We start from the raw sequence: 23131 nt of genomic DNA, 5'->3' as shown, positions 1-23131 counted from the left end.
CATGGATACGCAGAACTCTTCGTCGTCCTTGCAAGACAAAACCGCAGCCATGCGCGCCCGCGCCCGCGCGATTCTCCGGGCCGGGGGCGTGAACCAAGCGATCCGGGACGGATCCTTGACACGCCTGTTTCAGTGCACGCTGTCCGAGGCCTTGGTCCTGGGGTTGTTGAAACAGGGCGTGCGCAAGTATCTGGCTATTTTCGGGCATGGTTCGACGGATCTGGGCGAGGTTTTGCGCGTCTACGAGGAAGAAGGCGTGACCAAGACCTATAACTTTCGCAACGAAGTCGCGATGGCCCACGGGGCGACGGCGTTGTCGTGGCAGTATGGGGAAATTCCCGCCGTGATCACCTCGATCGGGCCGGGCGCGCTGCAGGCGATGTCCGGTTCGCTGGCCGCCGCCTCCAACGGGGTGGGCGTTTACCATATCTACGGTGACGAGACGACCCACGGCGAAGGCTACAACATGCAGCAGATACCCAAGCCGGAACAGGGCCTGTACGGTCGTCTGACGGCGTTGATGGGTGAATCTTACGTTTTGCACACCCCCGAAGCCCTGCGCGACGCCCTGCGCCGGGGGACCCAACGGGTGCACCATCCTTATAAGGCCGGGCCGTTTTATCTTCTGCTCCCGCTCAATACCCAGCCTCGGGAAATGGTCCTGAATTTGGAACGGATGCCGCAGCGCCTCTCTCTCGAAGCGGGTGCGCCCTCCGGGGAGAGGCCCTACCTGAAGGCGCTCGGCATGTTGCGCGCGCACCGACGCATCGTCATCAAGGCGGGCGGCGGCACGCGCCCCTTCGCCGACGCGGTACGCCGTCTCGCCCACGCCGTCGGCGCCGCCGTGGTGCTGTCTCCGGGGGCGTTGGGGGTTCTTCCCGACGGCGACCCGCGGAACATGCATGTCGGCGGCTCGAAAGGTTCGATCAGCGGAAATTTCGCCATGCGCGAGGCGGATTTGGTGATCATGATCGGTTCGCGCGGGGTCTGTCAGGCCGATTGTTCCGGGATCGGGTACGACAAGGCCGAGGCCGTGATCAACATCAACGCCGACGTGAACGATGTCGCCCACTATAACCGGACGATGGCGCTGTGCGGCGACATCGGCGCGGTGATCGACCGTCTTCTTGAGGTGACGGAACGTTCCGGCGGTTTGGAATTGGACGACAAGCGCCCTTGGTTGGAGGCGTGCGCCGAACAAAAGGCGCGATGGACCGCTTTTAAAAAGGAACGTTACGCGAGCCCCCTTCTGAGCGACGACGCCTTTGACGCGCCGGTGTTGAGCCAACCGGCGGCGATTAAAATCGTCGCCGATTTCGCCAAGTCGATCGACGCGGTGAAGTATTTTGACGCCGGAGACGTGCAGGCCAACGGCTTTCAGATCGTCGAAGACGACGACCCTTTGCAAACCATCACCGAGACCGGGGCGTCTTACATGGGTTTCGCCGTCAGCGCGTTGGCGGCGGGCGGCATCGCCGAGACGCCACGTTACGCGATCGCCTTCACCGGGGACGGTTCGTTCATGATGAACCCACAGATCCTAATCGACGCGGTGCGCCATGGCGTGCGGGCGATGGTCGTGATTTTCGACAATCGGCGCATGGCGGCGATTTCGGGCCTCCAGTGGGCGCAGTACGACCATGATTTTCGCACCGACGACGGCATCGCCGTTGACTATGCGCGTATGGCTTCGTCGGTGGAAGGCGTCGCGGCCTTCACCGTCGATGGCGCGGGCGGCGGTGACGCCGAGGCCGAGGCCGAGACCCTAAAATCGGCGCTCGCGCGGGCGCATGCGCATGACGGCCTGTCGGTCGTTCATGTCCGCGTTTACGGCGGGCGGGACGAACGCGGCGGCATGGGGGCGTATGGTTCGTGGAACGTCGGAAATTGGGTTGACGATGTCCAGCGCCACTACCTCGAACGAGGGCTTTGAACGCAACGCTACCGTTTGGTGGACCTATTTTTTTTCTCTCTCAGGAAGACGATAAATGATCAAAAAACACGGCTTGTATATCGACGGACAATGGCGCGCGGCGTCGGATGGGCAAACGAAGGATGTTTACAATCCGGCGACCGAAGAGGTCATCGCCACGATCGCGGCGGCGACGCAAGAGGATTTGGACGCGGCGTTGGCGGCGGCCCGGCAAGCCTTTAAGGCTTGGCGCAAGACGTCGCCTTGGGAGCGGTCGAAAAAACTGCGGGCGGTGGCCGAACGAATTCGCGCCCGCGCCGAGGATATCGGCATGACCATGACTCTCGAAACCGGCAAGCCGCTGGCCGAAGCCGTCGCCGAGACCAATGCCGCGGCCGATCAGTTCGAGTGGTACAGCGAGGAAACCAAACGCATCTACGGGCAAACCATCGAGGGGCGCACACCGGATGTCCGCATGAGCGTGGTTTATCAGCCGGTCGGCGTCGTCGCGGCGTTTTCGGCGTGGAATTTTCCCGCCTTGTTGCCCGCGCGCAAGATGGCCGCGGCCATGGCGGCGGGCTGTTCGATCATCATCAAACCCGCCGGTGAAGCGCCGGGGTCGTGTTTCGCTTTGGCCGAAGCGTGCCATGACGAAGGAATTCCGGCGGGTGTCGTCAACGTGGTCAGTGGGGCGTCGTCCCTGATCGCGCCTTATCTCGTAAAATCCCCGATTGTGCGTAAGGTGTCGTTGACGGGATCCGTTTCGGTGGGCAAGCAGATTTTGCACATGGCCGCCGACGGCGTGAAAAAGGTGACGATGGAACTGGGCGGGCACGGTCCGGTGATCGTTTTCGCCGACGGCGACGCGGCGGCGGCGGGAAAAGCGTGCGCGACGACGAAATTCCGCAACTGCGGACAGGTTTGCATTTCGCCCAGCCGGTTTTTCGTACACGAAAGTCGGTACGACACATTCTGCGCCGCCTTCAGCGAAACGGCCAAGGGGTTGAAAATCGGCCCCGGCGTCGAAGAAGGCGTGCAGGTCGGCCCGATGGCCAATCGGCGCGGGCTGGAAACCGCCCGCGAGATGATCGACGACGCCGTCGCCCGCGGTGCGGAAATCCTTTCCGGCGGCAAAACGCCGGACGGCCTGGAGAAGGGCTTCTTCATCGAACCGACGGTTCTCGGTCGGGTGTCCGACGACGCCAAGATCATGAACGAGGAACCCTTCGCGCCGGTCGCCCCGATCACCACGTTCACGGATTATGACGATGTGATCGCGCGCGCCAACGCCCTGCCGTTCGGCTTGGCCGGGTACGTCTTTACGCAATCCTTGCGTCTGGCGCACATGGCCTCCGACGATTTGGAGGTGGGCATGGTCGGGGTCAACGAGATGCTGCTCGCGACGGCCGAGGCGCCATTTGGCGGCGTCAAGGAAAGCGGCATGGGCCGCGAAGGCGGCGCGCTGGGTATCCACGATTACCTGGAGCCGAAATACGTCAAAATGAAACTCTGAGGGCGATGCGATGAACAACGAAAAAAAACCCCAAGATCGGGTCCGGGCGCAAAACCGGGATCAAGACCGAGATGCGCCCCAAGCCCACGGCTTGGCTCGGGGGTTGACCAATTATGGGGATACGGGTTTCGCGCTGTATCTGCGGCGCTCTTTCGCCAAATCGATGGGCTATTCCAGCGAGCTTCTGAAAAAGCCCATCGTCGGCATCGCCTATACGCCAAGCGGGTTTAACAATTGCCACCGCCATTTTCCGGAACTGCTTGAGGCGGTAAAGCGCGGCGTGATCGCAGAGGGAGGGTTGCCCCTGGAATTTCCGACGATCTCCCTCGGCGAGGTTTTTCTCAATCCGACCAGCTTGAAATTTCGCAACCTCATGTCGATGGACACCGAGGAAATGATCCGCGCGCAGCCGATCGATGCCGTGGTGCTGATGGGCGGGTGCGACAAGACGGTGCCCGCCCAATTGATGGGGGCGTCCTCGGCGGGCGTTCCCGCCATTCAATTGGTCGCGGGGCCGATGATGACCAGCCGCTATAAGGAAGAGCGCCTGGGCGCATGCACCGATTGCCGTCGATTTTGGGCGAAATACCGCGCCACCGAGGTGTCGTCCGACGAAATCCAGGTGATCGAAGGCAGTTTATCGACCACGGCGGGGACCTGCGCCGTGATGGGCACCGCCAGCACCATGGCGTGCCTGACCGAGGCGATGGGCATGATGTTGCCCGGCACCGCGGCGATACCCGCCGTTCACGCCGACCGGCTGCGCGCCGGTGAAGCGACCGGGCGCCGGGCGATGGCCTTGGTCGGTAGCGCCTTGACCCCCGATCGGATCATCACCCCCGAGGCGATCGAAAACGCCTTGCGGGTGTTGCTGTCCATCGGCGGATCGACCAATGCGATCATCCATTTGACGGCCATCGCCGGGCGGCTGGGGATCAAGGTGCCCCTCGACAAGCTGAATGCGCTGAGCGACGGTACGCCCGTTCTGGTCAACCTGAAGCCGACAGGCGAACATTACATGGAGGACTTTTTCGCCGCCGGCGGTATGTCGGCGGTGTTGCGCGAGCTGAAGGACCTTTTGCATCTCGACTGCATGACCGTCACCGGAGAAACCCTGGGTCAGCGGATCGCCGCCGAGGAAGGGGGCTACGTCAACCGCACCGTCGTGTGCGCGCGCGCGGAGCCGGTCGAAGAAGTGGGTGGGTTGGTCGCCTTGTTCGGCAATCTCGCCCCACGTGGAGCGATCTTGAAGCGTTCGGCCGCCGATAAATCCTTGTTCGAAAAGGAAGGTCGCGCCGTGGTCTTTACCTCTCTGGAGGATCTGGCCGCGCGTATCGACAGTCCAGACTTGGACGTCACCGCGGACGATTTTCTGGTGTTGCAAAATGCCGGACCGGAAAGTTCCTCGGGCATGCCGGAGGCGGGGTACCTTCCGATACCGGGGAAGCTCGCCCGGACCGGCGTCAAGGATATGGTGCGTATTTCCGATGCGCGCATGAGCGGGACGGCGTTCGGCACGGTGGTCTTGCATGTCTCTCCGGAGGCGGCGGCCGGCGGGCCGCTGGCGTTGGTGAAAAACGGCGATAAAATCCGCCTGAGCGTAAGCAAGCGAACCTTGGATCTTCTTGTTGACGATAAAGAACTAGAGCGCCGCCGCGGCGAATTCGAGGCGCGCGCCCAGACCGCCCCGCCGCCGCGCGGATATGCGAGATTATACCGTCGAAGCGTGCTTCAGGCCGACGAAGGGTGCGATTTCGATTTCTTGCGCGATGCGACGATCGTTTCTTAAGAGGTTCTGAGCCTAATTCGGAGCCGGCGGAAAGCCGCATAAGGACGGGTGAAAAAAATGGCAATCTCCACGGTCTCGATCACTGCGGTTCTTCTCGCCGCCGGTCGTTCGCGTCGTTTCGGCTCGGAGAATAAGTTGCTCGCCGACATGGGGGGCGCGCCGATGGTGCGCCGGACGGCGGAACGGCTGTGTGCCGGCAAGGCGGCACGGGTCGTGGTCGTGGTCGGACACGAAGGAGACCGGGTGGCCGCCGCCCTCGCCGGATTGCCGGTGGCGGTGGTGCGCAATGCGCGTCACCGCGACGGTTTGGCCTCCTCGGTTCGCGCCGGCCTCGCGGCGGTGGACGGCGATGCGGCGGGGGCGATGATGTGCCTGGCCGACCAACCGCTCCTGGAGCCGGAGCACTACAATGCCCTGATCGACGCTTTCGCCGCCCGCCCGGGGCGTATCCTCGTCCCCTATTTCGAGGGAAAAAGAGGTAATCCCGTGATCCTGCCCGCGGCGATATTGGGGGCGGTATTGGGCACGGCCCTCGAAGGCGGGGCGGACAGCGGATTTCGCGTCTTCATCGACGCGCACCCCGATTGGGTCGATCGTCTCGAAATGGGCAGTCCGGCCTACACGATCGATTTCGACACGCCCCGAGCCCTGGCGGCATTGGATAAGGCGAATAAGGATGGGCCGAAGGATCAACACCTCAAACGGGCGATGGAGCCATGACGATACACACGGGCGATTATTTACTGGATCACGCCAAAGCATGGTCGCGTGACGGGCTGGGCGTTGCCTTGGCGACGGTGGTTCAGACGTGGGGCTCCTCGCCGTGTCCTACCGGCAGCCAGATGGTGATCAACGCCAAGGCCGGCTTCGAAGGCAGCGTGTCGGGGGGGTGTATTGAGGCCTCGGTCGTCTCGGAGAGTCTGGAGGCCCTGAAATCCGGCGCTTTCGAGATTGCAGAATACGGCGTTTCCAAGGAAATGAGCTTTGCCGCGGGGCTGTCGTGCGGCGGCTCCGTGCGGGTGATGCTGGAAGTTTTGGACGATGCGCTTTTGGCGGCGCTCTCGGGGCCGCGTCCCGCGGTGCGTATCGTCGATATGAGGGACGGAAAATGGACCGTCGTTCGTGGCGAGGCGGCTATGGGGCGCTTGCCCGCCGACGGGGACATGATCGCGCGCGCCGCAAAGGTCCTCTCCACGGGACGGGCGTGCATTGCCGAAGGATGCGAGGGAGGCGACTGTTTTTACCAACCATTGCTCGCGCCTTATCGCATGTTGGTGGTCGGCGCGGTGCGTATCGCTCAGATTCTCGCGCCCATGGCCGCTGAAGTGGGCTTCCATGTCACCGTCATCGACCCACGGCGGGCTTTTTCCACCGACGCGCGCTTCCCCGAAACCGACATGGTTCGCGAATGGCCGGATAAAGCGGTCGCGAAATTGGGACTCGATGCGCAAACGGCGCTGGTCGCGCTGACCCACGACGCCAAGCCCGACGACATGGCGCTAGGCTTGGCGGTACGTTCCGATGCGTTTTATGTGGGTGCGCTGGGCAGCAAAAGGACACACGCCTCGCGCGTCGCACGACTGCGCGAGGCGGGATACACCGAGGCCGAGATTGGGCGAATTCACGCGCCGGTCGGCCTCGATATCGGGGCGCGCACGCCGGGGGAAATCGCGGTGTCGATCTTGGCCCAGGTGATTGCCGCCAGGAACGGTCGCGCCTGAGGGCGCGGCCCGCCCCGACGCCTATTCGTCGGGCGCATTTTCCGGGCACGCGGTGGGCTGAGAATCGGGTTCGCTCAGGGTGACCTCGGGCAAGACGACGCGTGGCCGTTTGATTTTTTCCATCGGGGCGATGACCAGGGCGGCGCCCTCGATGACGGTGGCGCCGTCTTGGTTGGCGCAGACGCACGCGAATTTCACGCGATGGCGCTTGGCGTCTTTTTCTTGCGCCGTCACGGTGACGGTGACCGTATCGCCGAGGCCGATCGGCGCCAAGAAGCGCAAGCTTTGATCGAGGTAGATCGTTCCCGGTCCGGGCAATTCGGTGCCCAACACGGTGGAGATCAGGGCCCCGCCCCACATGCCGTGGGCGATGATCTTATGGAACATGTCGCTTTTGGCGAACTCGGGATCGACGTGCGCCGGGTTGACGTCGCCCGACATGACGGCGAAAAGTTCGATGTCGCGTCGGGTCAGCGTCCGCGTCAGGCCGGCCGTCTCGCCGATCGCAATTTCATCGAAGGTGCGGTTTTCGATACAGGGATCGTTCGGTGTCATTGATGGCGTCCCATAAAAAAGCAAAGACCAAAGAGCGTCGTGCGCGTGTTCATTCCATGAGAACATATGTGCCGGGCGCGTCGCAGAGCGGAGGGTATCCCGCTTCCGCCTTGCCCATGGCGGGCGGTTTTCTCCGCGCGCCGGAGTGCTTGACCAACCATGCTTGCCAGGCGGGCCACCACGAACCGGGATGTTCCTCCGTGGTCTCGATCCAATCTTCGGGCGATATGTAAGGGTCGCACCCTGGTTTGGTGGCTATACGATGATGGCGGCGCGGATGGTCGGGAGGACTGATGATCCCGGCGTTATGCCCCCCGCTGGTGAGCAGAAAAGTAACCTCGACATCGGCGAAGAAATTGATTTTATAGACCGATTTCCAGGGCGCGACGTGGTCTTTTTCGGCCCCGACGGCGAAGATCGGAACGCGGATGTCGCTTGGAGTTGCGGGCTTGTCGCCGACGTAATAGTGCCCCTCGGCGAAGGCGTTCTTGAGGAAGAGCTTGCGCAGATATTCCGAATGCATGCGGTAGGGCATGCGCGTCGCGTCGGCGTTCCAGGCCATCAGATCGATCATCGCCCGACGATTGCCCAGCAAGTACTCATGCACGATGCGCGACCAGATGAGGTCGTTGGAGCGCAACATCTGAAAGGCGCCGGTCATTTGTTTGGTGTCCAGATAGCCCTTATCCCACATCAGATCCTCAAGATAGGCGATCTGGCTTTGGTCGATGAACAGCATCAATTCGCCGGCCTCGGTGAAGTCGGTCTGCGCGGCGAATAAGGTCATGGACTTGAGCCGGTCCTCGCCGTCCCGTCCCAAGGCCGCCGCCGCGATAGACAGTAGCGTGCCGCCGATGCAGTACCCGACGGCGTGAACTTTTTCCTCGGGGACGATCGCACGGACCGCCGCCAGCGCGGCCGTCACGCCGCCGTCAATGTAATCGTCCATGCCGAGGTTGCGGTCTTCCTCGTGGGGATTCTTCCACGAAATCATGAATACGGTGTGGCCGCCATCGACAAGGTATTTGACCAGGGAATTGTGCGGCGAGAGGTCCAAAATGTAATACTTCATGATCCAGGCGGGAACGATCAGAACCGGCTCGGGATGAACCGTTTTTCCGCTTGGCGCGTATTGGATCACTTCGATCAAATTGTTGCGGTAGACGACTTTTCCAGGGGTGATCGCGACGTCCTTGCCGACCCGAAAATTTTCCGTTCCCAGAGGCGGCTTTTGCAGGGCGGCGCGTGCCCAATCCTCGAAAAAGTTCTGTGCGCCGCGCACCAAATTCATGCCTCCCGACTCCAGCGTGATTTTAAGCGCCTCGGGGTTGGTTAGAAGAAAATTCGACGGCGCGAAGACGTCGAGAAACTGCCGCGCGCAGAACGCCACGACATCCTGGTGGTGGTCGGAAACGCCTTCCACGCTGGTGGTGGCGTTATGCCACCATTGTTGCAGAAGTAGGAACGCCTGATAGTAAAAGATGTAAGGCGGGCGGCGCCAATCCTCGCCGCGAAAACGATTGTCTTGCGCCAATGGCTCGATACACGGGGTCCCCTCTTTTTCCAAGAGAGCTTCGCCGACGTGGGCATTGAATTTGAGGCTCTTGCGAAATGCCTTTTCGAACAGTTCGCCGATCTTACCCGGTGAATTGGCGAGATGGGCGGCCCAGTCCAGATAGGCCGACAGGGCGGACGATGGGGATAGGCCCGCGGTCAGCCGGGCCTCGCCCGCGTGCAAGAAGCGATCTATGGGAAAAACATGCTTGGGCGTCGTGGGGTGTTCCATCGTCATGGCTCTCCGGGGTTGTCCTCGATATGTTTGTTCTAGGCTAGTGGTGCAGCCGCGCCTCGATTCGCCGGATATGGCGGGCCTGCGCCGACACGCGGTGGCGGATGAGGCGACGTACGAACACCTTGGCGGCGTTCTCGATCGGTATCCACAACAAGGCATAGCCCCAGACCGCGAGGGCGTATTTCCAGCCGATCGGCGCGCCGCCCGCCCAACCGTATACGGCAGCCAGCGTGCCGAGAATTTGAGTGAATTCGGTGGTGGCGAAAAGTTTCCAGTCGGGCCAGGGGCGTTCCCAAAACCAGCCGTCGCCGCGCGCTACATAGAGGGTCAGATGGCCGGCGACGAGAAGTTTAAGAAAAATAATCGTCTGGATAACGTCCCTGGGAACGGCGAGATAGGTATCCACAAACCAGAACAGCAAGAACGTCTCGATCACGCCGACGACACCCAGCACGATGCTCAAGGTGAGGACGCGATGCATGTTCCAGCGTACCGGGCGCTTCGCCACGGGGGCGTTGTCGTAGGCGATCATCATGATCGGGAAATCGTTCAAGATCGCCAGCAACACGATCATCGCCGCCGTGACCGGGTAAAAATTGAAGACCAAAATCGAAAGCGTCATGAACAAAAGCACGCGGATGGTCTCGGCGATGCGAAAGACCGCGTAGTTGTTCATGCGCTCGAAGATTTTTCGCGACTGCTCGATCGCTCCGGTAATCACGCCGAGGCCGACGTCGGTCAAGATAAGATCGGCGGCGGCGCGCGCGGCGTCGGTGGCGCCGCTGACGGCGATGCCGATGTCGGCCTGTTTCAGCGCCGGGGCGTCGTTGACCCCATCGCCGGTCATGCCGACGATATGACCGCCGGCCTGCAACGCCTGAACGATCTTGAACTTGTGTTCGGGAAAAACCTGGGCGAAGCCGTCGGCGGCTTCGATCTGGGCGTTGTCGCTGCGCGCGGTGTCGCCGAAGGCCTCGGAGGCCGCGACGATATTGGTCCCCAGGCCCAGTTGACCGGCGATTTCTCGGGCGATGGCGGCGTGATCGCCGGTCACCATGCGCACCTCCAACCCCATGGATTGGGTCTCGCGGATGGTTTGGCGGGCGTCGTCGCGCGGCGGATCGGATAGGGGCAATAGGCCAAGATAGGACCATGCCTGGTGCGCGTCGGCGCGCGCCACGCCCAGTGTGCGGTAGCCCTTGTCGGCCATGGCGTCGATCTCGGCGGTGATGCGGGCGCGAAGCGCGCGATCGGCCTCGACGAGGTCGGCGATCGCTTGCGGCGCGCCCTTGGCGACGCGAAAGGCGCCATCCTCGGCGGCCACCTCGGCCTCCGCCCGCTTGGCGACGGGATCGAAGGGGGTGAAGGCGCGCACCCGATAGGTCTCCAGCGCGGCGCTGTCTTTTAGGCCCTTGATAATGGCTTGGTCGATGGCGTCCGGGTTTTCGCGTTCCGAGGCGAGCGCGGCGGCCAAGACGACGTCTTCGCCATCGTGGGCGGCCAGGATGACCGGTGCGCCCAAAAGCAGTTCGTTCTTGGTCAAAGTGCCGGTTTTGTCGGAGCAGAGAATATCCATTCCGGCCAATTCCTCGATCGAAACCAGGCGCGAGACGATCGCCTTCATCCGCGCCAGCGTCACTGCGCCGACGGCCATGGTGACGGAAAGAACGGCGGGCAGGGCGACGGGGATCGCCGCCACGGTGAGGATCAAGGCGAATTGAACGGTTTCGATCAAAGGGTCGTGGCGAAACAGGGCGACGATCAAAATCAACGCCACCATGCCCAACGTCGTCAGAATCAAGAAATTGCCGATTTTGAGGACGGCGGTTTGAAAATGCGACGACGTTCCCGCGCTCGCGACCAGCTTTGCCGTGCGTCCGAAATAGGTTTCCTCGCCGATCGCCGTCACGATCGCCGTCATTTCGCCCATCCTGGCGATGGAACTGGAATAGGCGGTGTCGCCGATGGACTTGTCTACCGGCAGCGATTCGCCGGTCAGCGCCGATTGATCGACGCTCAGATACGCGCCCTGGACCAGTTGGACGTCGGCGGGAACGATATTGCCCAGGCGTAGTGAAATCACATCACCGGGCACCAGATCCCGCGCCGCGATGTGCGCCCAAACGCCGTCACGCAAGGCGTAAGCCTTCAGCGCTAGGGTTTTTTTCAGCGCCGCGATGGCGCTGTCGGCCTTGAATTCCTCCCAGAAGCCGACCCCGGCGTTGATCAAAAGCATGATGAGGATGATCGTGAAATCTTCCCAATGGCGCACCACCGCCGACAGGATGGCGGCGGTTCCGATCATCCATGGGATGGGGCCCCAAAAATAGGACAGGAACTTGAGTAGGGCGTTGGTGTGTTCCTCATGCAGGGCGTTGGGACCGAAACGCGCCCGGCGGCGCGCGACCTCTTGTGCGCAAAGCCCCGTTTGAAGGTCGGTGTTCAGGTTCGGGTCCGGCGTGGCGGGAGCGAGCGACCCTTCGGGCGCGGGGGAGGCGAGGACATGGCGTGGCACGAGAATGGCCCCTTGAAACCGGCGCAAGCACCTTGACGCGGATCGTGTCTCGGGGTCTTGCCTGGATGAGCGTGAGACACACGGAACACCGTGTTTTTGCGGCCTAAAATGACGCGGGCGAAGGAAAACGTCCCACGACGCAAGGCCGCCACCTGAGATTGTATATCCACTGTCGGCGAAGGGCTAATCAATTTTTCGGGTAGCCCGAACGACGATACGTGGGTCGGCGTCCATCGGCGCCGACGAGATCGTGAATTTTCGTCGTCAGGTCGCCACGGCGGCATCGGGAAAGGCGAGTTGCTCGCGGTCGCGCCAGTTTTGCACATAGTTGATCTCCATGAGTCGGCGCACCCCTTCGATAGGGCGTTTATCGAAGCCGTGCCATGTGTTGTCGCCGGGAATGAAAATCACCGCGGAGTTAAACTGCGCGGCCGCCCGTCCGACCCACTTGCGATCGGCATCGTAGATATCCGTGCCCCAGTCCTGTGCATCGGGCCCGGTGCACAGGTAGATCACCATCGAGAACAACTTGTCGGGGATATCTCTGTGCGGTTCCAGCCAGGCGCCATCGATATCCTGGATATATTCAATTCGCAGAGAACTTCCGTCGGCGTTAATGCCAACCGTTTCTTCCAGTTGTCGCGCGACATCGGGGCGCTGCAGAGCGTCCGCAAGAACGCTGCAGGTCGGGAACTGTTCTCTTCGTTCCGGCGTGAAGAAGGCTCGGCTTTTATTATAGCTATCGCGCGTCCCATCCGTATCGCCGAGCACCGGCGGGGCGATCGGCAATGTGAGTATTCCCGTGCACATGTCCACGGGCAACACATCGGTCAGTTTCCAATGCAGGTAGGGGGTTTCGGCGCGCTCGGCATTGCGCAGGGAATGACAAAAATGCTCGGCGACGCGCGCGGCGTCGGGTATCGGCGGATAGGTCATGGATAAATCTCCTGATAATATGCTCTAGAACATGGGTAAATCGGGTCTCGCGCCGCGCGCCACCGCGACGCCTTCGGCCTCGACGAGCCACTCGGGGCGACAGATCGCTCCCTTGACGATGAACATCGGCAAGTTGGGGTAATGGGTATCGAGATACGTCTTGACGCGAGTGTAGTCGCTCGGGTCGCGTAGATAGACGATCAGATATTTCATATCCTCAAGGCGCGCGCCGCCCGAGAGCAGAAGCGCATCAATGTTGTCGAGCGCCCTTTCGAGTTGACGCATGACATCGCCGGGGTGAACGACTTGGCCATACCTGTCGATACTTGCGGTGCCCGAAATGAAGTATTGCGAGCGTTCGGCATAGGCGATCCGGGTGCCCCGCTCGAAGGTGACATTGTAGTCCTCCGTAGGACAAAGGTGGTCGAAATCGTTAAGATGGGACACCTGCTTTGGGGCGAGACCAAAAACCGAATAGGCGTCCATTCCCACCAAATCGTGGCGATGGGCGCACGCGCCTTCGATTCCGGTGCTGGCGATATAGTGGGTATCGCCGTTCATGCCGTTGCGGACAAACAGTTCGCTGCGGCCATCGACCATGCCTTGGTAGAAAACGTCCACGTCCTTCAGGTAGATCCATGTCCGCATGCAGTTGTCTCTCAGGGTGCCGCCCTGCCTTCTAAGCGCGCCGATCAGATCGTCGAAGACCTGGTGTGTCTGGCTGCCGACCGAACGTGATCCATGGTCGCTTCCGGTGCATAGTCTCGTGCTCCAAAGGTGCCTCAGCCCGTTCTTCGCCATCACGATGTGTTTTTCCGATAGCCTCGTCTTCGTCATCGGCGTGGGGCTTTCAATGTGGTAGGCCAGCATCGAAATTTTCGCCCCTCGCAGGGGCGGTTGCTGAACAATGGATACCGCGACGGGGTTGTCGGGAAGGCCGCAGGCCAGTTCGGTATCGCTCAAAAACGGCGCCTGGTTCATGATGTCGCTGAGGAACAACCGCCGAAATATCGCCGTCTCGGGACCAAGTCCCAACGCGTTCGCCGCCGCCTTATAGGTCTCGTCGAGATGGCTAACTTGCTCTTCGAAAGTGCCTCCGGGAGGCGGTGAGACGGCGATGAAATGTTCCGTTCCGCTTCTTGGGTCGCTGAAGGCGCTATGCGCAATCGGGTCTGTTGCCGACATTTTGGTTCGTCTCCCGAGGGTATTCTTTCCGACCACGCCCCGGCTTCTTGACGGCGCCCTCGGTCCACAAGGCGCGCACCCGCATTTCCAACGCTCCGCATCTCCAAGATTTCGTGATTTTGGAGTACGTCTCCGATCATCTGGAGGGCACTTTACGAAAAGTGTCCACAACACTCCGCAAACAGCCTCGGCCACCCTACCCTGGGTCCGGGGATTTGGTGATCGGGTCGGTGATGGGCCGGGCTGACAATGGATCGGGCCGAGTTTGAATCCATGGGGGACGTTTGTCCAGCATTTACAAATGAATTCGTTGTGGCGATCGTCTGCATTATCGCTTGGGCGGAGGGGCGGGTATCGCGCCCATTCGTGTAAAAATTTGTCCGATACCCGAGGGATATCGGTTTGCACCTCCTTCACAAGCCTCGTCACCGTCTCCGGCGGCGACAATTTTGGGGATGGGCGGTCTTGATTCGGTGTCCCGATCCAGCCGGCTCATATGTCGAGGGAGCTTCCCTTGGGGTGCAGCCTGTTGACGTGGCCCATCTTGCGCCCCGGTCGGGCTTCGTGCTTGCCGTATAGGTGCAGTTTGTTGTCCGGATCGCCGAGAATATTTAGCCAATCGTCGGCCTCGCCGCCGATCAGGTTTTTCATCACCGTGTCGCTGTGGCGGGCGGGAGAGCCTAGGGGAAGGCCGCAGACGGCGCGAATAAACTGCTCGAACTGCGAGGTAACCGCGCCGTCTTGGGTCCAATGTCCGGAATTGTGCGGGCGCGGCGCGATTTCGTTGACGCTTAGCCGATCGTCGGGGGTGAGGAAAAACTCCACCGCGAGCAGTCCGACCAAATCGAGAGCCTGGGCGATTTTCTCGGCGATCGCGGTTGCCTCCGTAGTGACCGTGGCGGGGATCGTGGCGGGGGCGATGGTGGTGTTCAAAATACCACCGACGTGGCGATTTTCGACGGGATCGTAGGCGGCCGTCGCGCCGTCGGGTCCGCGTGCGACAATCACCGACAGTTCCATCTTGAAATCGACAAAGCCTTCAAGCACGGCGCTGGTGGTTTCCAGGGCGGCCCACGCCGAGGCGCATTCCGTGTCCTTATCGACACGGATTTGCCCTTTGCCGTCATACCCCAAGCGCGCCGTCTTCAAAATCGCCCGTTCGGGGATGTCCTTAAGGGCCGCGCATAGATCTTCGCCGCCGTGGATCGCGCGCCACGGGGCGGTGGCGACGCCCAGGGCGTTGAGAAAGGTCTTTTCGACGATCCGGTCCTGGGATGTGGCTAGGCTTTTCCAGCCGGGGCGCACCGGCGCGCGCGCGGCGAGCCACTGGACGCAGGTCTTGGGGATATTTTCAAATTCGAAGGTGATTACGTCGCAGGCCTCGGCGAAGGCTTTCAGGGCCCGCTCGTCGGTGTATGCCGCGCGGGTATGGCGTGCGGCGACTTGAAACGCGGGGCCGTCTTCCTCGGGGGCGAAAACGTGGGTGCGGTAGCCCAGTTCCGCCGCGGCGACGGCGCTCATCCGGCCCAACTGTCCGGCCCCGATGATGCCGATCGTTGCACCGGGCGCGATGATCGCGGTCATGGTTTAGCCCTCGAGCGGCGACGGCGTGGCGGCGACGGCGGCGCTCTGGCGTGCGCGCCAATCGTCCAGGGCATGGGCGACGTCGGGATCACCCAGGGCGATCACGGCGGCGGCGAGCAGCGCGGCGTTGATCGCGCCCGCCTTGCCGATGGCCAGGGCGCCGACCGGGATTCCGGCGGGCATCTGGACGATCGAAAGCAGGCTATCCATGCCCTTTAAGGCCCGGCTTTCCATGGGGACGCCGAATACCGGAAGGGGCGTCAGGCTGGCCGTCATGCCGGGCAGGTGCGCGGCGCCGCCCGCGCCCGCGATCACCACCTGAAAACCCCGCTCGCGGGCCGTTTTGGCGAAATCGTAAAGGCGCTCCGGCGTACGGTGGGCGGAAACAATCCGAGTTTCATAGGGGATGCCCAGAGTTTCAAGGGTTTGCGGGGCGTGACGCATGATCTCCCAGTCCGACTGACTGCCCATGATAACGGCGACGAGAGGAGGACGTTCGGTTGCTGATTGCGTCATCGTGTGGTCCTTGTGCGGGTGTCCTTGTGCGTGACGATCGCCCGGTAATACGAAAAGTGCGCGCGGGGGAAATTCTACGCTAGGTAAAGCGGGCAATTATAGGGATCGCGCCCGTCGGCGCAAGGGGGGGGGCGCATCGGTGTTTTTTATCGTTCTGTGCTATGCTGAGCGGGTCAAAGTCGAGACAAAGACCATCGCAAGTGAAATAACGTCGGGAGCAAGGCATGGACGTCAATCCGATGGATCCCAAAACGCCACCGTCCGCGGTGGGGTCCGGGGGGCGTAGAAGAAATGAAGAACGCCCGGAAAAACGCCATTTGGGGGCCTCGGGACATGACGCCCATTCCGGCGCGCCGCCCGCCGAGCGTAATTTTGACGACGAAGTGTCCTTGCTGGGGATTCCCCGTAAAGACTTGAGCGCGCCGGTGCGCGCGGCGATACAAGAGCTTTTCGATGAAATTAATGAGTTGCGTCAGAAATTATACCAAAGCAGGGGGCATGAGGCGTACCTGGAACGCCAGGTGGAGGAAGACGCGACGCTGGGCGTGCTGAACCGGCGCGCCCTGTTGGGGCGACTGGCGCGATTGTTGGCCTATATGGCGCAAAACGGCGGATCGGCGTCGTTCGTGTATATCGTAATGCGAAATGTTGGCGAAATTCATTTGGTGCACGGTCACGGCGCGGCCAGCCGAGCTATGGTCGAGGCCGCGAGTGCGCTCAAAGAAGTCCTGCGCGACGGAGAGGTGCTCGGGATGCTCGATGCCTCGGGGTTTGGCGTTATCCTACCGACGCTCGGCGCGAAAGAGGCCCGCGCGCGCGGCGAACAATTAGCCCGGGTGATCGCCGCGCGGATATTTTTCTGGAACACCACCCCCGTGCGATTAGGCGCGTCCTACGGGGCTTATGAAATTGCCCCCGAAGACGATATCAATAGCGTGATCGATGCCGTCGATGCGGACTTGATCGCCCGGTTTAAAGAGGAATTTTCCTGAATAGGGTCCTGACCTTAGGCGATAATGTCCGGGACAAGTAGGCTTTGCATTTTTGCGATCTGATCTTTTAGGGCCAGTTTCCGTTTTTTCAAACGTTGCAATAAAATGCGATCGGACGCCGGGTCATCGATGAGATGGGCGATGACGTCGTCCAGATCGCGATGCTCGATCTTCAATTCCTCCAGATCGTCGGATAGGGATTTTTCGGTCATGGCGTCCATCGTTATGAGGGGGCGTGCGGAGGGTGAAATGCACGCAAAAACCGCACCTTCCCGTGGCGTTTGAAAAAAAACGGGGTGCGTCGCAGGAGAGTTATAGCATTTTGCGACCAAAGAACAATCGACCCAATTGTATATGGCGTCGTGGGTTCTTATATCTATTGTCCGCACCGTGGGAGATAGAGAGAGGCACGCTTTTCGGTATGTACGCGGCCGTTAAGTAAAGCGTCAGGTGGGGGCGTGGAGGGGTTTCTTTGTCTGTCATAATTTTGTAAAATGGCGATGCTTGAAATTTAACTTTTAGGGAGAAATGCGATGAGCATGGAAGGCCGGATCGACGCACTGAAGGCGAAGCACCAAGCCCTGGAAGACGCGATCATTAAAGAAACCGCGCGCCCCAATCCCGATATCACAGAGATCCATGCCCTCAAAAAAGAAAAACTTAAAATCAAGGATGAATTAAATTTCCATCCCTAATCTCCGCGAGGAGGCGCACAGGCCGTGGGCGCGTACATCCAAAGATGCGCGCAGGCCGAGATAAAGCCAAAAAACGCCGCGCCCCCCGGTGGGGATATCTTCCCCACCGGGGGGCGCATTCACTCCGCGAGTGGGTTGCTACGCGCCTACTCTTTCACGCAATTTGAATTTTTGAATTTTTCCCGTCGATGTCTTGGGCAAGGGGCCGAAGACGACGTGGCGGGGGCATTTGAAGTGGGCCAGGTTGTCCCGGCAAAAGGCGATGATCTCCTCGCTCGTTGGTTCGGGCGCGTCGTCTTTCAGCTCGACGAAGGCGCACGGCGTCTCCCCCCATTTTGGATCGGACTTGGCGACCACGGCGGCGGCGAGGACGGCGGGATGCTTATAGAGCGCGCCCTCAACCTCGATCGAGGAGATGTTTTCGCCTCCGGAAATGATGATGTCCTTGGCGCGGTCCTTGATTTCGACGTAACCGTCGGGGTGCATGACCGCAAGGTCGCCGGAGTGAAACCAGCCCCCCGCGAACGCCTTGGCGCTGGCGCCGGGATTTTTCAGGTATCCTTTCATCACCACGTTGCCTTTGAACATGATCTCGCCGATGGTTTGCCCGTCGCGGGGGACCGGGACCATGGTGTCGCCGTCCATGACCTCAAGGTCTTCGAGCACCGGGTAACGCACGCCCTGGCGGGCGCGCAGGCGCATTTGGACGTCATGGTCTAGAGCGTCCCACGGTTCCTGCCAGGCGTTGTAGACGGCAGGACCGTAAGTCTCGGTCAGGCCATAGGCGTGCGTGACGTCGAACCCCATCGCCTCCATGGCGTCCAGGGTCGCCGGTGGCGGCGGCGCGGCGGCGGTCATGACGTAAACCGTTTGCGAGAAATCCCGCCGTTCATCAGCCTTGGCGTTGATCAGCAGATTGTGGACGATCGGCGCGCCGCAATAATGGGTGACTCCCAAGTCGGCGAAGGCGTCGAACATGGCCTTGGCGCCGACCCGGCGCAGGCAGACGTTGGTTCCTCCTAGCGCAGCGAGGGTCCAGGGAAAGCACCAACCGTTGCAATGAAACATGGGCAGAGTCCACAGATAGATCGGGCGGCTGGGCATGTCCCAGGCGATGATGTTGGACAGGGCGTTCAAATAGGCGCCGCGATGATGGTAGACCACGCCCTTGGGATTGCCGGTGGTGCCCGATGTGTAATTGAGGCTGATGGCGTCCCATTCGTCGGCGGGTAGCGCCCAGGCGAAATCGGGATCGCCGGAGCGTAAAAAAGATTCGTAGTCGGTCTCGCCGAGACGTTCGCCGGGGCCGTCGTATTCGCCATCGTCGATGTCGATCACGATCAGCTCGCGTCCCAGCCCGGCCAGGGCATCCTTGACGGCGGGGGCGAATTCGCGGTCGGTGATCAGGACCTTGGCCTCGCCATGGTTCAGGCAAAACGCCAAGGTGGCGCCGTCCAGGCGGATGTTGAGCGGGTTGAGCACCGCGCCGGCCATCGCGACGGCGAACGCGCACTCGTACATTTCCGGGGTGTTCGCCCCCATCACCGCGACGGTGTCGTTCTTGGCGATGCCGCGCTTGTTCAAGGCCGAGGCCAAGCGTGTCGTGCGTTCCAGGGTTTCGGCCCAGGTATACCGTCGTCCGCCGTGGATCAGCGCCGTTTTGGTGGGGAAGATGTCGGCGGCGCGCCGCAGCAGGCTGAGCGGGGAAAGCGCGGTGAAATTGGCCGCGTTCTTGTCGAGATGGTCTTGATATGGGTTGGTGGGCGCGCGCAACGCGCCGTGATCGTTGGTCATTGGCGATGTCCTCCCTGACATGCTGTATTGTTTCCCGGTACGATGGTATACGCCCGCGTTGCAAAAAACGATTAATTGAACGAAACTCTCCACAGTATGGATTTAAGAACACGGCGTCGAAAAAAGATACGCCAGGGGAGGAGTCGCCAATGGACCGCTACCAGGAAGCCTATACACGATCGTTGCAAGACCCGGCCGGTTTTTGGGGGGAGGTGGCCGAGGATGTGCGTTGGGTAAAAAAGTGGGACTGCGTGCTCGATGACGCCAACCCGCCGTTTTACCACTGGTTTTCCGGCGCCGAGGTCAACACGTGCTTTAACGCCCTGGACCGCCATGTCGAGGAAGGCCGCGCCGAACAGGCCGCCCTGATCTACGACAGTCCGATGGCCGGGGGCGTCCGGCGGACCTTTAGCTATCGCCAATTGCGCGATCGGGTCGCTTTGGTCGCGGGCGCGCTCGCCGATCTGGGGGTAGTCAAGGGCGACCGGGTGATCCTTTACATGCCGATGATCCCCGAGGCGGTGATGGCGATGCTGGCCTGCGCCCGTCTGGGTGCGGTGCATTCGGTGGTGTTCGGCGGCTTCGCCGCCAACGAACTGGCGGCGCGCATTGACGACGCCAAACCGAAAGTGGTTATCAGCGCCTCGTGCGGGTTGGAGCCGGGGCGGACCATCGCCTACAAGCCGCTGCTCGACGCCGCGATCGACATCGCGGCGCACAAGCCCGATCATTGCGTCGTCGTTCAACGCCCGGAGGTCAGCGCCGACTTGCATCAGGGGCGCGATCACGCCTGGGCGGACGTTGTCGCCCGCGCCCGGCCCCACGACTGCGTCGCGGTCGCCGCGACCGATCCTCTGTACATTCTTTACACTTCGGGGACGACGGGCCGACCTAAGGGAATCGTGCGCGATAACGGCGGGCATCTGGTGGCCCTGAAGTGGTCGATGAAGGCGGTTTACGACCTCGATCCCGGCGACGTCTTTTGGACCGCGTCCGACGTCGGCTGGGTGGTCGGTCATTCCTATATCGTTTACGGCCCGCTGTTTCAGGGCTGCACCACGGTGATGTACGAGGGCAAGCCGGTCGGCACGCCGGACGCCGGGGCGTTTTGGCGGGTGATCGCCGATCACAAGGTCAAGGTCTTGTTTACCGCGCCGACGGCGTTTCGCGCCATCAAACGCGAGGACCCCGACGGCGCCTTGATCGAGAAATACGATCTTGGAGCCTTTAAAATGCTGTTTCTCGCCGGTGAGCGTACCGACCCCGCGACGTTGGCGTGGGCCGAGGACAAACTGAAGGTCCCGGTGATCGACCATTGGTGGCAAACCGAAACGGGTTGGGCGATCGCGGCCAATTGCATGGGGTTGCACCCTTACCCGGTGAAGCCCGGATCGCCGACAAAGGCGGCCCCGGGGTGGGACGTCCGGGTGTTGGACGACGACGGCAATCCGGTCAAGACCGGCGAGATCGGGGCGATCTGCTGCCGTCTGCCGCTGCCGCCGGGGGCGCTGCCCACCTTGTGGCGCGCCGACGCGCGCTACAAGGAGGCCTATCTCGACGATTTTCCCGGTTTTTACAAAACCGGCGACGCCGGGTATGTGGATCGGGACGGCTATGTCTTCGTCATGTCGCGTACCGATGACATTATCAACGTGGCCGGCCACCGGCTGTCCACCGGGGCGATGGAGGAGGTTCTCGCCGCCCATCCCGATGTCGCCGAATGCGCGGTGATCGGGGTCGCCGACGAGCTTAAGGGGCAACTGCCGCTGGGGTTTCTGGTTCTCAGGGCCGGCGCCGCGCGCGCCGAACGGGAGATCGTCGCCGACGTGGTGGCCGATGTTCGCGGCAAGATCGGACCGGTGGCGGCGTTCAAGACCGCCTGCGTGGTGGGCCGCCTGCCGAAGACGCGTTCAGGAAAAATTCTACGTGGGACGATGCAAAAAATCGCCGATAATGTACCCTATAAAGCGCCGGCGACGATCGACGATCCGGCGATTTTGGACGACATCGAAAGCGCCCTGCGCGGTGTCGGCTATGCCGGGGGGCGGGCGTGAGCAGAGCGTGGAAATCGATGGCCTGGAAGGTATGCCGATATTATGAAATTAGACAATAAGGTTGCGATCGTGTCGGGTGGGGCGCAGGGGATCGGCCTCGCCTGCGCCCGGCGTTTCGTGATGGAAGGGGCGAAAGTCGTCATCGCCGATATCGACGAGACTCAGGGCGACAGCGCCGCTCATGCCCTCAAGGGGATCGGCGGCGAAGCCGCGTTCATCAAATGCGACGTTTCGCAAAAAGATCAGGTCGATCGTTTGGTGACGCGCACGGTGGATCTCTACGGTCGGATCGACGTATTGCTAAATAATGCGGCGGTGGTCCACGTCTGCGATTTTCTCGACCTGGAAGAAGCGGATTTCGACCGCGTCGTCGATATCAATCTGAAGGGCTATTTTCTGTTGGGCCAGGCGGTGGCGCGCGAGATGGTGCGCAGCCGGAACGGCGGGGCGATCGTCAATATGTCGTCGGTCAACGCGGTGATGGCGATCCCGTCGATCGCTTCGTACGTGGTGTGCAAGGGCGGCGTCAACCAGTTGACAAAGGTGATGGCCCTGGCCCTGGCCAGCGCCAATATCCGTGTCAACGCCATCGGCCCGGGCACGATCATGACCGATCTCGCCGCCAAGGTGATGGAGGACCCCGAAGCGAAAGACCGCATCATGTCGCGCACCCCGATGGGACGCCTGGGCGATCCCGACGAAATCGCCGCCATCGCGGTTTTCCTCGCCAGTGACGACGCCAGCTATATGACAGGGCAATGTCTGTACGCCGACGGTGGGCGCATGGCGTTGAACTACACGGTCCCCGTCGAGGCGTGATTGTGTCGTCGAGGACGCCATCTTTTAGAATAAAAATAAAAAGACCGCCTGAGCGGGAGGATTGTCCTCGGTCAGGCGGTCTTTTAGACTTTATCTTAAATTTTACGCTGTCAATGGGCGCGAAGTTATTTCTCTCTCGTTTCGGAGATCGCTGTGTCGAGAGGTTCCGCCGGCGCGGCGCCACCGCGAGTAGTGCCGGCGCGGGCGCGGGCGATGGCGACCTGTTTTTCCAGGTCGGCCTGGGCGCATAAGCCGAGGCTGACGGGATTTTGCGCCTTGATGTTGGCGATGTTCCAGTGCGACCGGTCGCGAATTGAAGCGATCGTCGATTTTGTGGTGCCGACCAGCTTGGAAATCTGGCTGTCGCCCAATTCGGGATAATTCTTGAGCAGCCAAGCTATTCCGTCGGGACGGTCTTGGCGTTTGGAAACCGGGGTATAACGGGCGCCTTTCGCCCGTGCGCGGGCTTGGGGAAGTGTCGCCTTGGTCATCACGAGGTGGGCGTTGGGGTCGGCGACGCAACGATCGATTTCTTTTTGCGTCAGGATGTTGGCCGCGATCGGGTCCATGCCTTGCATGCCAACCGCGACTTCGCCGTCGGCGATGGCTTGAACTTCCAGTTCGTGCAATGCGCAAAACGCGGCGATCTGGCCGAACGTCAACGCGGTATTTTCCACCAGCCACACGGCCGTAGCCTTGGGCATAAGGGGGTGTGTCATCGATGTTGTCCTTTACTTTATTATCCAGATGACAGGGGCG

General features: G+C 61.4%; 19 protein-coding genes. 9 read left to right on the top strand and 10 right to left on the bottom strand.

Annotated features, from left to right (window positions below; all coding sequences use genetic code 11):
* Position 1 precedes the first annotated feature (1 nt).
* From P3M64_RS05595 to P3M64_RS05575, 5 genes are read left to right on the top strand one after another with little or no spacing between them, the layout of a single operon-like run.
* Positions 2–1933 carry a thiamine pyrophosphate-dependent enzyme gene (locus tag P3M64_RS05595; protein ID WP_207893142.1) on the top strand — a complete coding sequence of 644 codons (1932 nt, stop codon included), beginning with the start codon at positions 2–4 and terminating at the stop codon, positions 1931–1933.
* A gap of 55 nt (positions 1934–1988) precedes the next feature.
* Positions 1989–3425, top strand: a complete 1437-nt coding sequence (locus P3M64_RS05590) for an NAD-dependent succinate-semialdehyde dehydrogenase (RefSeq protein WP_132938827.1) — start codon at positions 1989–1991, stop codon at positions 3423–3425.
* A gap of 10 nt (positions 3426–3435) precedes the next feature.
* Positions 3436–5214, top strand: coding sequence for an IlvD/Edd family dehydratase (locus tag P3M64_RS05585; protein ID WP_132938828.1), 1779 nt, complete (start codon positions 3436–3438; stop codon positions 5212–5214).
* 57 nt (positions 5215–5271) lie between these two features.
* Positions 5272–5934 (top strand): nucleotidyltransferase family protein, encoded by a 663-nt coding sequence (locus tag P3M64_RS05580; RefSeq protein WP_132938829.1) that lies wholly within the window; start codon positions 5272–5274, stop codon positions 5932–5934.
* Positions 5931–6935 carry an XdhC family protein gene (locus P3M64_RS05575; RefSeq protein WP_132938830.1) on the top strand — a complete coding sequence of 335 codons (1005 nt, stop codon included), beginning with the start codon at positions 5931–5933 and terminating at the stop codon, positions 6933–6935. The genes P3M64_RS05580 and P3M64_RS05575 overlap by 4 nt, the downstream gene beginning before the upstream one ends.
* 21 nt (positions 6936–6956) lie before the next feature.
* Here P3M64_RS05575 and P3M64_RS05570 read toward each other — a convergent pair whose 3' ends face one another.
* The 7 genes from P3M64_RS05570 to purE form a co-directional block, all read right to left on the bottom strand.
* Positions 6957–7490 (bottom strand): MaoC/PaaZ C-terminal domain-containing protein, encoded by a 534-nt coding sequence (locus tag P3M64_RS05570; RefSeq protein ID WP_132938831.1) that lies wholly within the window; start codon positions 7488–7490, stop codon positions 6957–6959.
* Positions 7491–7539: 49 nt separating this feature from the next.
* Positions 7540–9282: a PHA/PHB synthase family protein gene (locus P3M64_RS05565; protein WP_207893143.1), complete on the bottom strand. Its 1743-nt coding sequence runs from the start codon at positions 9280–9282 to the stop codon at positions 7540–7542.
* A 37-nt stretch (positions 9283–9319) separates the two neighbouring features.
* Complete coding sequence (locus P3M64_RS05560; RefSeq protein ID WP_207893144.1) at positions 9320–11797, bottom strand: plasma-membrane proton-efflux P-type ATPase; 2478 nt, start codon at positions 11795–11797, stop codon at positions 9320–9322.
* 264 nt (positions 11798–12061) lie between these two features.
* Entirely contained in the window at positions 12062–12733 is a 672-nt protein-coding gene (locus tag P3M64_RS05555; RefSeq protein ID WP_207893145.1) for a 2OG-Fe(II) oxygenase, read from the bottom strand.
* Positions 12734–12757: 24 nt separating this feature from the next.
* Entirely contained in the window at positions 12758–13918 is a 1161-nt protein-coding gene (locus P3M64_RS05550; RefSeq protein WP_132938832.1) for a Rid family hydrolase, read from the bottom strand.
* 492 nt (positions 13919–14410) lie between these two features.
* Positions 14411–15502: a 5-(carboxyamino)imidazole ribonucleotide synthase gene (locus tag P3M64_RS05545; protein ID WP_132938833.1), complete on the bottom strand. Its 1092-nt coding sequence runs from the start codon at positions 15500–15502 to the stop codon at positions 14411–14413.
* 3 nt (positions 15503–15505) lie between these two features.
* Entirely contained in the window at positions 15506–16018 is a 513-nt protein-coding gene (gene purE / locus P3M64_RS05540) for a 5-(carboxyamino)imidazole ribonucleotide mutase (RefSeq protein WP_132938834.1), read from the bottom strand.
* Between the two features lie 224 nt (positions 16019–16242).
* Between purE and P3M64_RS05535 the strand changes: the two genes are divergently transcribed.
* On the top strand, positions 16243–17010 hold the full coding sequence (locus P3M64_RS05535; RefSeq protein ID WP_132938835.1) for a GGDEF domain-containing protein: 768 nt from the start codon (positions 16243–16245) through the stop codon (positions 17008–17010).
* A 14-nt stretch (positions 17011–17024) separates the two neighbouring features.
* On the opposite strand, the gene P3M64_RS05530 is transcribed toward P3M64_RS05535, so the two are convergent.
* Positions 17025–17231, bottom strand: coding sequence for a YdcH family protein (locus tag P3M64_RS05530; protein WP_456119834.1), 207 nt, complete (start codon positions 17229–17231; stop codon positions 17025–17027).
* Positions 17232–17543: 312 nt separating this feature from the next.
* Between P3M64_RS05530 and P3M64_RS05525 the strand changes: the two genes are divergently transcribed.
* A complete protein-coding gene (locus P3M64_RS05525) occupies positions 17544–17705 on the top strand; it encodes a YdcH family protein (protein ID WP_132938837.1) in 162 nt (53 codons plus the stop codon).
* 138 nt (positions 17706–17843) lie between these two features.
* Here P3M64_RS05525 and P3M64_RS05520 read toward each other — a convergent pair whose 3' ends face one another.
* Complete coding sequence (locus P3M64_RS05520) at positions 17844–19499, bottom strand: acyl-CoA synthetase (protein ID WP_132938838.1); 1656 nt, start codon at positions 19497–19499, stop codon at positions 17844–17846.
* Between the two features lie 149 nt (positions 19500–19648).
* Between P3M64_RS05520 and P3M64_RS05515 the strand changes: the two genes are divergently transcribed.
* Both P3M64_RS05515 and P3M64_RS05510 read left to right on the top strand, forming a co-directional pair.
* Positions 19649–21553 (top strand): propionyl-CoA synthetase, encoded by a 1905-nt coding sequence (locus P3M64_RS05515; RefSeq protein WP_132938839.1) that lies wholly within the window; start codon positions 19649–19651, stop codon positions 21551–21553.
* Positions 21554–21595: 42 nt separating this feature from the next.
* Positions 21596–22372 (top strand): SDR family NAD(P)-dependent oxidoreductase, encoded by a 777-nt coding sequence (locus P3M64_RS05510; protein ID WP_132938840.1) that lies wholly within the window; start codon positions 21596–21598, stop codon positions 22370–22372.
* A gap of 125 nt (positions 22373–22497) precedes the next feature.
* On the opposite strand, the gene P3M64_RS05505 is transcribed toward P3M64_RS05510, so the two are convergent.
* Positions 22498–23091: a DUF1013 domain-containing protein gene (locus tag P3M64_RS05505; RefSeq protein ID WP_132938841.1), complete on the bottom strand. Its 594-nt coding sequence runs from the start codon at positions 23089–23091 to the stop codon at positions 22498–22500.
* Positions 23092–23131: the final 40 nt, after the last annotated feature.

This window comes from Varunaivibrio sulfuroxidans (assembly GCF_029318635.1).
Classification (GTDB): domain Bacteria; phylum Pseudomonadota; class Alphaproteobacteria; order Rhodospirillales; family Magnetovibrionaceae; genus Varunaivibrio; species Varunaivibrio sulfuroxidans.
The sequence above is the reverse complement of the archived record's forward strand: the minus strand, read 5'-3'. Positions and strand labels throughout refer to the sequence as shown.

Excerpts from the sequence above, each read along its gene's own strand:
- P3M64_RS05595 (WP_207893142.1), top strand. The coding sequence starts at position 2 with ATGGATACGCAGAACTCTTCGTCGTCCTTGCAAGACAAAACCGCAGCC.
- P3M64_RS05590 (WP_132938827.1), top strand. The coding sequence starts at position 1,989 with ATGATCAAAAAACACGGCTTGTATATCGACGGACAATGGCGCGCGGCG.
- P3M64_RS05585 (WP_132938828.1), top strand. The coding sequence starts at position 3,436 with ATGAACAACGAAAAAAAACCCCAAGATCGGGTCCGGGCGCAAAACCGG.
- P3M64_RS05580 (WP_132938829.1), top strand. The coding sequence starts at position 5,272 with ATGGCAATCTCCACGGTCTCGATCACTGCGGTTCTTCTCGCCGCCGGT.
- P3M64_RS05575 (WP_132938830.1), top strand. The coding sequence starts at position 5,931 with ATGACGATACACACGGGCGATTATTTACTGGATCACGCCAAAGCATGG.
- P3M64_RS05570 (WP_132938831.1), bottom strand. The coding sequence starts at position 7,490 with ATGACACCGAACGATCCCTGTATCGAAAACCGCACCTTCGATGAAATT.
- P3M64_RS05565 (WP_207893143.1), bottom strand. The coding sequence starts at position 9,282 with ATGACGATGGAACACCCCACGACGCCCAAGCATGTTTTTCCCATAGAT.
- P3M64_RS05555 (WP_207893145.1), bottom strand. The coding sequence starts at position 12,733 with ATGACCTATCCGCCGATACCCGACGCCGCGCGCGTCGCCGAGCATTTT.
- P3M64_RS05550 (WP_132938832.1), bottom strand. The coding sequence starts at position 13,918 with ATGTCGGCAACAGACCCGATTGCGCATAGCGCCTTCAGCGACCCAAGA.
- P3M64_RS05545 (WP_132938833.1), bottom strand. The coding sequence starts at position 15,502 with ATGACCGCGATCATCGCGCCCGGTGCAACGATCGGCATCATCGGGGCC.
- purE (WP_132938834.1), bottom strand. The coding sequence starts at position 16,018 with ATGACGCAATCAGCAACCGAACGTCCTCCTCTCGTCGCCGTTATCATG.
- P3M64_RS05535 (WP_132938835.1), top strand. The coding sequence starts at position 16,243 with ATGGACGTCAATCCGATGGATCCCAAAACGCCACCGTCCGCGGTGGGG.
- P3M64_RS05530 (WP_456119834.1), bottom strand. The coding sequence starts at position 17,231 with ATGGACGCCATGACCGAAAAATCCCTATCCGACGATCTGGAGGAATTG.
- P3M64_RS05525 (WP_132938837.1), top strand. The coding sequence starts at position 17,544 with ATGAGCATGGAAGGCCGGATCGACGCACTGAAGGCGAAGCACCAAGCC.
- P3M64_RS05520 (WP_132938838.1), bottom strand. The coding sequence starts at position 19,499 with ATGACCAACGATCACGGCGCGTTGCGCGCGCCCACCAACCCATATCAA.
- P3M64_RS05515 (WP_132938839.1), top strand. The coding sequence starts at position 19,649 with ATGGACCGCTACCAGGAAGCCTATACACGATCGTTGCAAGACCCGGCC.
- P3M64_RS05510 (WP_132938840.1), top strand. The coding sequence starts at position 21,596 with ATGAAATTAGACAATAAGGTTGCGATCGTGTCGGGTGGGGCGCAGGGG.
- P3M64_RS05505 (WP_132938841.1), bottom strand. The coding sequence starts at position 23,091 with ATGACACACCCCCTTATGCCCAAGGCTACGGCCGTGTGGCTGGTGGAA.